A 9,395-nucleotide genomic window follows, 5' to 3' on the forward strand; every position below is an offset into this window, starting at 1 on the left:
TCCCGAAGGATTTGCGAGGCAGTTATTACTCGTTGTTCAGTTTTCAAAGAGCAATCTTTTTTCTTTCGTTCCGGTATGTTTTTTGGCCGGAATAAGAATATATCACGTATCTTTATAGTATTGCAAGTCTTTTTTAAAATTAATTTATTATTTTCGATATTAAGGCAAGACCGGCAACCGTTTCTAGGGGCTGAATTCAGAATTAGATATTATCTATAGGCCGGCCTATTGGGATGCGGTCCGGTGGTTGTTTCGGTCACAGTATTTCGAAGTTTTTGGTTTTTCCGATCGCGTCCAACCGCGCGATCGGCATTCGCGGCAGTGCAGCCGTGACTCTGATAAATAACCCGCAAGAGGACGCTTTTTTCAAAGTGTCCTTATTACGGGTCACAGTTCATTTTCTAAAGTGAGCTTGTTTCTATTCGAATAATTCGTCCATTAACGCGTCAATTTCGCTCTTACGTTTCTTCGTATCTTTAGGATTAATACGAATATAATCTCCTTCGATAATAACGGAATCGCCTGCTTTCGCATTGCGTGGCAACTTTGCTTTCGGTACGTCAATCGTTGTACCTTCTACCTCAATAACGGCTATATCACCCTCGAATCGGTCAATTACTCCGTGTTTCATTATTTCACCTTCTTAATAGTAATCGTCTTGCCATCGTCGATCGCGGTTACCGTCCCGTTAGTATCTGTGCGGTAAACAGTCACTTTAGCTTTTTTTAGCGCACTTAACACTGATTGGGTTGGATGGCCGTAACTGTTCTTTCCAACGCTGATTACTGCATACTTCGGAGCTACAGTCTTTAAAAATGAAGCAGTCGTGGATGTTTTTGCTCCGTGATGTCCAACTTTAAGTACATCAGCTTTTAACGTTGCCTTCGACTTTATCATATCCGCTTCGGATTTTGATTCAGCGTCACCTGTAAAGAGAAACGTATTCTTTCCGTATTTCAAGTGAAGTAGATCCCCATGGCACGCAAAAAATGAATCTAAGCGACAACCACCGTTAAGCAGCCAACCTTACTCAGTGAAATTTCGCTTGTTTAACTTCCGTTTTATCCATCTGTAAAACTTCCGAATACTAGACCTAGTATAGTAGCCATCCATTTAAGATATTCTCCTGTAATGCAACCGGTACAATCACAAACACATCCTCTCAGATGTGCTACGACGTGGTGCACCAGCACCTTGAAGCCCCTATCTCAAATATACTTTTGAGAGATTTGTTCAAAATTACACTTTTTAATGTCTTTTATTCCGATAATATGACCATACTAGTGATAAAGGTAAATGGTCGTATTTTCGATTCAAAAGAAGCGGATACCTTTTGGAAAATGTCTTGATAAAGGGATGTATGAACCACGTTTCTAGGAATAATACTTAAGTATAAAATCGCTTTCAAAAGGAGTTGTTCGCATGTTCAACCCTGAAGAATGGACGAAACTATTCATGACTATTCAAGGAAAGTCAAAGGTCATCTACATCAACGAACATACGGGACTATCCAAACTACGAGTCACCTTTACTAAAGAGCAGCAAATGGCGCTAGATCGCAAAAGAGTGGATACAGGCGGCTCGTTATTACAGAATAGAGGTGAATAACATCGCACAAAAGAAGACGATCGTGGAGAAAATAAAAACAGCTATCATTTATAACCGTCAAAATTTTCTTCTCTGGGTAACAACGGGAGATACTAGATACCTAAATCTGATCAATAAGAAAGCCTAAGGGGTCCATTTAAACGACACCCTTTTTTTTGTTTTCAGATGAAATCAATATAGTTTCGACTGACGCTATCATGTCATTCACACGTCTCTCATTGAGTTCATATTTTAACTATTCCGAAAACCCTTATTATTGTTGCCATACATATTTCTTGTCTCCCTCACTGTTCGTCATTCAATCCATAAGAGGCCCTCAAGCAAGCCTCATAATGATCGTCTAAATAATCTCGGACAAACCGGTCACGCGCAGCAGTATCTTCCTCTTTACGGAACCAACCATCCTTTTATTGTTACGGTAGACATAAATTACCTCCGGGGATTAGAAAGTGAATACAAATCATCACCGATTCGCAAGAAGGTGGCGCGTCCGAAATTCTCCGGGTGTTAAACCGGTGGATTTCTTGAAAATGCGGACAAAGCTGTTCACGTTGCTGTATCCGGCGGCTTCCGCAATTTGCCCGATCTTATGATCGGTGCCGGAGAGCAGTTCCTTCGCTTTATTCAATCTGATTTCCAAAAGAAAATCCATAAAGTTGCATTCCGCGTATTCCTTGAACAATCGGCTCAAGTGAGACACGCTAAGCTGGAATTCGTCCGCCAAATAATTGAGCGACATGTCGCTGCGCATGTAATTCAGCTGAATGAACTGAATGATCCGATCCAGAAGTTCATTTTTTTCCTTGTTGTTCCGTTTGGCATCGATTCGGTCGATTAACGAGTCTAGCATCGTGGTGACAAACCGGGCGACCTCGTTGATATTGTCGTACTGGGACAGCAGATTGTTCAAATCCTTGAGCGGCGTCATATCGGTAACCTTGACGTCGATGACGCTGACTGCCTTTACCGCCTTCATGACGAATTGGACGACAAGCGGCTTGACCATTTCCGGCGGAATGCTGTTTAGGCTCATATCGGCAAACCAGCGTTCCACCTGATCATGCATCTTGCTGCGGTCGAGCAGTTTGACAGAGCCGACGATCGAATCCGTTTTCGAGAACAGGTCATAGAAAACGTCATTGTTCGTGTGCTCGATATCATCGATCGAGATAATCAGATTGCCGCCCATAATCATGCGGTATTTCAAAGCTTCCAATGCCTCATTATACGATTGGCGCAAATCTTCGATCCGATTGCACGGTCTGCCGACACCGACGGTAACGGATAATTTGAAATGCTGCCGGACAAAGTCTTTGATCACCTCAGCCAAGGACAGCGCCCGAATCATATTTTGATCCGAATCGGTTTCTGCAAAGCTCATGATAATCGCCGTAAGCCCCGCGTTGACTTCAACGGAGACGCCGGAACACTCCGTGTTGATCATCTCTTCGGCCACATTGCTCAAGGCATAGGCGTACAAATGCAGATCCCTTGGATTCGCAATCCGCGAGCGTTGGTCGAATTCGGCCGCCAAGGCGATATATTGTCCGCCGTCCAGCGAATAGCCTAACGTTTGCAAATGGGATATTGCTTCCTGTCCGTTGGCATGGCCCATGAGAATATCCAGAATGAGCCGCCATTTGATAGCCGGAATATTCTCTACCATTTGCTTGTACAGGCTCTGGCTGTCGGCCATCACCCGCTCCACCATCGTTTCCAGATCCGCCAAATCTCCCTTCTCCTGCATCCCGGCGGACAAGCGATGGGTCATTAATTTGCTGTATACGTTGGAAAGCATGTGTTGGACCGGTAGAAGCGTCCACCGATTGATGACGAATATCAGAATCGCCGCAACGGCAAGCAGGATCAAAGAAAAGACCGCGATAATGTTGCGTATTTGCAGCAGCGGCTGATTCAATTGGGCTTCCGGAACGATACTGACGATCCTCCATCCATCGATGCCGGAAGGAATACTGAATACGGAGCTTGGAAGACCGTCAATCACCACATCCGACATCCGATAGGGACCATCTTGTCGGAGCAATGAAGCGATATAGTCAATGTTAGACTTGTTTCTGCCGATCCAGCTCTTGTCCCGGTGGCTGATGATTTGTCCGTTCGCATTCACGAGAAAAACGTAGCCGTTCGTACCGGAAATCGCTTCATCAAACAGTTTGAACAGCGATTCTTCCTTTATGTTTACCGCTAAAGCACCCTTGCGCAATCCGGCGGCGTGAGTAACCGGATACGAACGAATCAAGGTGATGACGTTCAAATAAATTTTATTCCCCGAATCGAGCGTCAGCGGACGGGTGTCCATCCATTTGAACAGACTGTTATCATTCCTAAATGACTCTACCCATTGATAGTCGGGAGGCAGCGATTCACGGAACGCATTGCCGGAGAATAACAATTGTTTGCGATAGGAATAGAGGTCGATCGAATAGGCATAATCGTTGGCGCTTAAAAAACTGTCTATTCTGCGGCTCAGGTTATAGAACTGTTCCGATTTCGTTTCCCAGTCGCCCGAATCATCCTCCATGAAGGCTTGCAGTTCGCTCAGTTGGACAAACGAAATGACACCCCGGTCCAAATTGCTCAGGACAAGATTCAGCTTTTGGTCAATTTGCCTTAAAAGGGAGAAATTGGAGCTATCCAGTTCATACTGCAGACGTTCCGTTGTTGCATAATAGGACGTGCCTGCCGCTGCCGCAATGACAAGGATAGTGAAAGTGAACAATAAAAGGATGCTCCGGGAGAACCATTTGCTTCGGCGAACCATAACGTTTTTCCCCTTCTCAGGTATTAAGCTGTGACAAGACGACGAAATTCGGAGTCCCAAAAACGCGGACCCCGAATTATAAAGGTTAGCTTACTTCAAGCTTGCTTTATTTTTATCATACCATTCCTGAACCAGCTCTTCCGCTTTTTCTCCCCCGACGGAAGCCCAAGCTTTGCGAAGGTCCACTAACGCTTGCTGAGGAGTATATTTCGTATCTATAACCGCCTTCACTTTGATTTCTTCGAGCAAGGGAATAAAGGAAGCGAACGCGTCGTTGAATTCCGGTATATTCGGCGCGTAAGGAATATCCCTGCGGTAATCGTTCTTCATAGCCGTTTTTAACGAATCGACCAAGAGTTGCGCAACCTTCTGATCGAGAGGCGTGTTCGGCGCCTGGGCAACCAGATCTTCCGGCTTGAACGGGATGTTGCGAACCACCCCGTACTCGTTGGCGTATCTGACTTCTTTCTTCCACAATTCATTGTCGGTTCGCTGCGGAACGCCGTTGTTCAATTTATAATGAGTGCCTTCCAAGCCGTTTACCAACGTTCCGCTGTGCTCGAATATCCAATCCAGATATTCAATCGCTGCTTTCGGGTTTTTCATATTTTTGTTGAAAGCGATATAGATGAAAGGAGGCGTCTCCCGGTACAAGCCGGTCTTCCCGTATTTAGTTGCGAACGGTTCAAGCGGAACCGGTTTCGCTTCAGGGTTGGCCTGCAGCAATTCGGTGATTTTCGTACCGCTGAACGGCCTCCAGTTGGTGAAAATGGCGCCCGCCTTGCCGGTCACCCAATCCTGCCAAGCTTTTGTCACACTCTTGTCCGTTACGAACTCCTTGTCGATCAGGCCTTCTTCATACAATCTTTTTTCAAACGCAATCGCATCCTGGGTTCGATCCAGCGTGTCCCCGAGCTTTAATTTGCCGTCTTCCAAATACCATTGGCCCGATTTGGCCTGAAACAAGCCTAGCGTAACATTTTGGACCGCTTTTCCGTAGGACTCTCCCAATGCGAGCGGTACAGTTCGATCGCCGCCTAATTTGGCCTCTTTAAACGCTTTCAGCACATCGATGAATTCGGCTTCCGTTGTAGGCGCTTTCTTGCCTACTTTGTCCAGCCAGTCCTGACGGATCCAGATCCCCGAGTTGGCGACGTATTCCATCGTCCGCTTCGTCGTCACCGCGTAGGTTTTTCCGTCGAACGTAATATAAGGCTTTAAATCCGGATTCTCTTTCAAGTATTTCTTGATGTGAACGCTGTACTTCTCGATATATTCGTCAATCGGCTGTACCGCTCCTTGCGTGATCAGCTTGCTGATGTAGTTGCGGTCGTATTCCCAGATCAGGTCGGGAGCTTGTTCGGACGCCACAAGGACATTCAACTTCTCCTGGGCTTGGCCTCTCGGAACGGGGACCACCTTCAATTTGATGCCCGATTCCTTTTCGATCCATTTGGTCCAGCGGTTGCTCTCGTAGTTACCTTCATCGCTTGACACTTCGCCGCGGTCAAACATGGATATGCTGACTTCTTTCGGCAGTTTGGCGTATTTGTCCTCGCCTGAGCTGGAAGCGCTATTGCTCCCCGACTGACTTCCTTTGTTGTCCGTGCACCCCATCAATACGCTTCCAAACAGCAAGATGAGGGACACCATCCATAACACCGCTGCTTTTGCATTCTTTCTGTTCATACTTGACCTCCTCGTTTTCCTTCATAATTATTTCATTAGGCAGAACCCATCGATATCAACCTTTCACCGAACCGATTAACACACCTTTGGCAAAATACTTCTGCAGGAAAGGATACACTATAAGAATCGGCAGCGATGCGATAACAACCGTTGCGGCCCGGATCCCCTCGGGGGTGATCAAACTGTTCACCGAGGTGGTATCCCCATTTTGCAACAGCTCGGGGCGGACCGCTTCGATCATTTGATACAGCTTAACGGTTAACGACAGCTTATCGGACTGCGTGATAAAGATCAGGACGGTATAATAGGAATTCCACCAATTGACCGCGTAAAATAACGTCAGCGCTGCAATGACCGGCATCGAGAGCGGAATCACGATTTTGGTCAGGATGGACAGATCGTTTGCGCCGTCCATCGAAGCCGATTCCTCAACCTCTTCGGGCAGGCCTTCCATAAAGGATTTCATGACGAACAGATTGTACACGCTGATAAAACCGTATAACCACACGGACCAATACGAATTCGTGAGACCCAGTGTTTTGAGCCATAAGTAATGCGGAATAATGCCTCCCGGAAAAACCAGGGTGAAGATGATCATTCCCAGGATTATCTTTCTGCCCATCAGCCTGGTTTTCGAAAGCGGATATGCCGCTATAATCGTCAGCAAGATGTTAAGAGCGGTTCCAACAACCGTGATCAGAACCGAATTCTTCATCGCGTGCAAGACCTGGCCGTCTTTCAGAAGGTTGCGGTAAGCGCCCCAATCCAGGTCGACGGGCCACAGCAACACCTTGCCCGCGTTAATCGCTTGACTGCTGCTGAAAGATACCGCAATGACATTCAGGAATGGAAGCAGCATTAGACACGCCAATATCCCTAACATGAGGTTGATGACGATACCGGATAATGTAAGTTTACCGATTTTCATAAGATTTCTCCCCGCTTCATTCACCATAACCCTCTTTCGCCCATACTTCTGATGATGCGGTTGACCGATAAAATCAGGATGAGACCGACGACCGACTGGAAAAGGCCGATTGCCGTCGAGTAGCTGTACTGCAGGTTCTGCAGACCAATCCGGTAGATATAGGTGTTGATGACCTCCGACACGCTGTACACAGCCGGATTTTGCATCACAAATACTTGTTCGAAGCCGACGTCCAAAAATTTCCCCATTTGCAATATCAATATAATCGCAATGGTGCTGCGTATCCCGGGCAGAGTCACATGCCAGATTTGCCTCCATTTATTGGCGCCGTCCAATTTGACCGCTTCATACTGCTGCGGATCTATGGCAGCCATCGCCGCGATATACAGGATGGTCCCGTAGCCCGCTTCCCTCCATATCCCCGAGGCAACGTAGGTGACGGGCCACCAGAGTTTGTCGGCCATAAAGAATATCGGTTCCATTCCGAAGCTTTTCAGGATCGTATTCACAAGTCCCGTGCTGGGCGACAGAACCCCGATAATTATGCTTCCGAGAACAACCCAGGATATGAAATGCGGCAAATAAAACAAGTTCTGGACAATTCTCTTGTACCACTCCCTCCGAAGCTCATTCAGCAGCAGCGCAAGAATGATCGGGACAGGGAACCCGAATATGAGATTGTATACATTCAGAAGAAACGTGTTTTTGAGCACATTATAGAAATCCTTGCTCTGAAACAAACGCTCGAACTGATCCAGCCCTGCCCAGGCGCTTCCCCATATGCCTTCGGTTAACCGGTAATTTTTGAAGGCAATGATCTCGCCGTTTAAGGGGATAAGTCTAAACAGCACGAAGAGCGCAATTACGGGAAGCACAAGCAGATACAGATAACGGTCCCGGTAAAGACGCTTGCAAAACAGCTCCGCTTTTGTTTTGGTAATCGTTTTCACACCTCTCTCCGGTGAAGCGGTTTCGGACGAAATTCTGACTTGGTTCGAAGAACTCAAGCTCGCCGCCTCCTTTGTTTTGTTTTTTGTACCGCCTTTACACATTCAAATTAGCACGCTTCCAATGAATCTTGCCATCTACACTTTTTGCCTTGTTACTCTTTTTTGGCTATCGGTAGCCCGTATCTTTTCGCTCCAATATGCCTTTTCTGCTTTGTGTACGGTCTGAATGGATCAGGGCTCGCTGCCGGACCTCCGTTTCCAGCTCTGTTCCATATTTTTAGGAAAGGAGGAATTTATAAGGCCAAGTAAAAGGCCAGAATAGATAAGGTTGGATGAGCCATCCGTTTAACCGATACCCGGCGCATACATCACGGAATACTGTTTTCGATCAATTACGGAATAGTTAAACGAAGAAAAGAAGCGTTTCTTTCGTCCAGGAGTAAGCAATGTATACAGCGCAGCCGATTAGAAAAAAGCAGTCAAAAATTTGAACTGACTTCGCATCCCGGGTGTAACCCTTAGATAGCAATCGCCTTTCTACAACAACAGACAGCAGGCCTATGCCCCCAATCGTACTAAAACCAATTACTGCTTCCACACGAACTTTCGATCATAGCTTCACGCGGCCAAACTCCGGTGTAAGGTGATTGAAAATGTCCGGATTGGGAAAACCGCGTACAGAATTAGGGAAATGGATTGACCAGAAGGGGATCTCACAAGAGGAACTATCTAAACAAGCAGGAATTAACCGAGACACAGCAAGTGCAGCATGTTCTAAAAAGGTATTTGAGCAATCAAGAGTTTTATCACTATACTTAATGTATAGAGGAACTCTTTCCTCGTAAACGCCCTTAAGACTATTTCCTTTCTTTATTACAATGCCTCTGGTTGTTATGTTTAATAGTCTCCTTTTAATCTCTTCATATGGGACATGTAAAAAAATAATCTGTCCACCCTGTTTAAGGATATTCATAGCTTTTTCTGAATATATAACACTTCCACCTGTAGATATAATGCAATTTTTTAGTTCCAATTCAGACACAATTTTTTCTTCGACTTCCATAAATTTTTCGATTCCATCATTATCAATTATATCTTGTAACAGCCTACCTTCATGTTGTTGTATAACAATATCTGTATCCACGTAATCCATTCCTAATGCTTTTGCAAGCAACACACCTAAAGTGCTTTTACCAGCTCCAGACATACCTATAAGAACTATATTCATATTCTTCCTCACTTTTAATAATGGTATTGGTTATGTTAAACTATTCGGTATTTTCCATAAATATCCTTCACGGGGTAGCGTGGAAAACGGCAGCCGATCGTTGATATGCTCCCCATACGGTAGACAGGTGAAATAATAAAAAGCCTGCTACTGTGAGGGGAGCTTTTTCATGTCTAGAGGAAAATATACTGCTTTGGAGAAACTCGCCAT

Annotated in this window: 7 protein-coding genes and 1 pseudogene; 1 reads left to right on the plus strand and 7 read right to left on the minus strand. The window is 45.7% G+C overall.

Going from position 1 to position 9,395, the window contains the following annotated elements; all coding sequences use genetic code 11:
- Positions 1 to 418 precede the first annotated feature (418 nt).
- Both AC0YNZ_RS31025 and AC0YNZ_RS31030 read right to left on the minus strand, forming a co-directional pair.
- Positions 419 to 631, minus strand: coding sequence for a DUF3006 domain-containing protein (locus AC0YNZ_RS31025; protein ID WP_475830215.1), 213 nt, complete (start codon positions 629 to 631; stop codon positions 419 to 421).
- A pseudogene (locus AC0YNZ_RS31030) lies at positions 631 to 969 on the minus strand (ComEC/Rec2 family competence protein); the annotation flags it as partial. The gene AC0YNZ_RS31025 and the pseudogene AC0YNZ_RS31030, both read right to left, overlap by 1 nt.
- Before the next feature lie 453 nt (positions 970 to 1,422).
- Here AC0YNZ_RS31030 and AC0YNZ_RS31035 point away from each other — a divergent pair.
- Entirely contained in the window at positions 1,423 to 1,608 is a 186-nt protein-coding gene (locus tag AC0YNZ_RS31035) for a hypothetical protein (protein ID WP_475830216.1), read from the plus strand.
- A 463-nt stretch (positions 1,609 to 2,071) separates the two neighbouring features.
- Here AC0YNZ_RS31035 and AC0YNZ_RS31040 read toward each other — a convergent pair whose 3' ends face one another.
- From AC0YNZ_RS31040 to AC0YNZ_RS31060, 5 genes are all read right to left on the minus strand, one after another.
- Entirely contained in the window at positions 2,072 to 4,390 is a 2,319-nt protein-coding gene (locus tag AC0YNZ_RS31040) for a helix-turn-helix domain-containing protein (protein WP_475830217.1), read from the minus strand.
- A 90-nt stretch (positions 4,391 to 4,480) separates the two neighbouring features.
- Positions 4,481 to 6,079 (minus strand): extracellular solute-binding protein, encoded by a 1,599-nt coding sequence (locus tag AC0YNZ_RS31045; protein ID WP_475830218.1) that lies wholly within the window; start codon positions 6,077 to 6,079, stop codon positions 4,481 to 4,483.
- A 55-nt stretch (positions 6,080 to 6,134) separates the two neighbouring features.
- Entirely contained in the window at positions 6,135 to 7,007 is an 873-nt protein-coding gene (locus AC0YNZ_RS31050; protein ID WP_475830219.1) for a carbohydrate ABC transporter permease, read from the minus strand.
- A gap of 20 nt (positions 7,008 to 7,027) precedes the next feature.
- Complete coding sequence (locus AC0YNZ_RS31055; protein WP_475830220.1) at positions 7,028 to 8,014, minus strand: ABC transporter permease; 987 nt, start codon at positions 8,012 to 8,014, stop codon at positions 7,028 to 7,030.
- Positions 8,015 to 8,567: 553 nt separating this feature from the next.
- Positions 8,568 to 9,185: a shikimate kinase gene (locus AC0YNZ_RS31060; protein ID WP_475830221.1), complete on the minus strand. Its 618-nt coding sequence runs from the start codon at positions 9,183 to 9,185 to the stop codon at positions 8,568 to 8,570.
- Positions 9,186 to 9,395: the final 210 nt, after the last annotated feature.

This window comes from Paenibacillus sp. J2L1-98 (assembly GCF_056269405.1).

What these genes read in the sequence shown, in the direction of transcription:
- AC0YNZ_RS31025 (WP_475830215.1), bottom strand. Translation starts at nt 631, where the DNA reads ATGAAACACGGAGTAATTGACCGATTCGAGGGTGATATAGCCGTTATT.
- AC0YNZ_RS31045 (WP_475830218.1), bottom strand. Translation starts at nt 6,079, where the DNA reads ATGAACAGAAAGAATGCAAAAGCAGCGGTGTTATGGATGGTGTCCCTC.
- AC0YNZ_RS31050 (WP_475830219.1), bottom strand. Translation starts at nt 7,007, where the DNA reads ATGAAAATCGGTAAACTTACATTATCCGGTATCGTCATCAACCTCATG.
- AC0YNZ_RS31040 (WP_475830217.1), bottom strand. Translation starts at nt 4,390, where the DNA reads ATGGTTCGCCGAAGCAAATGGTTCTCCCGGAGCATCCTTTTATTGTTC.
- AC0YNZ_RS31035 (WP_475830216.1), top strand. Translation starts at nt 1,423, where the DNA reads ATGTTCAACCCTGAAGAATGGACGAAACTATTCATGACTATTCAAGGA.
- AC0YNZ_RS31060 (WP_475830221.1), bottom strand. Translation starts at nt 9,185, where the DNA reads ATGAATATAGTTCTTATAGGTATGTCTGGAGCTGGTAAAAGCACTTTA.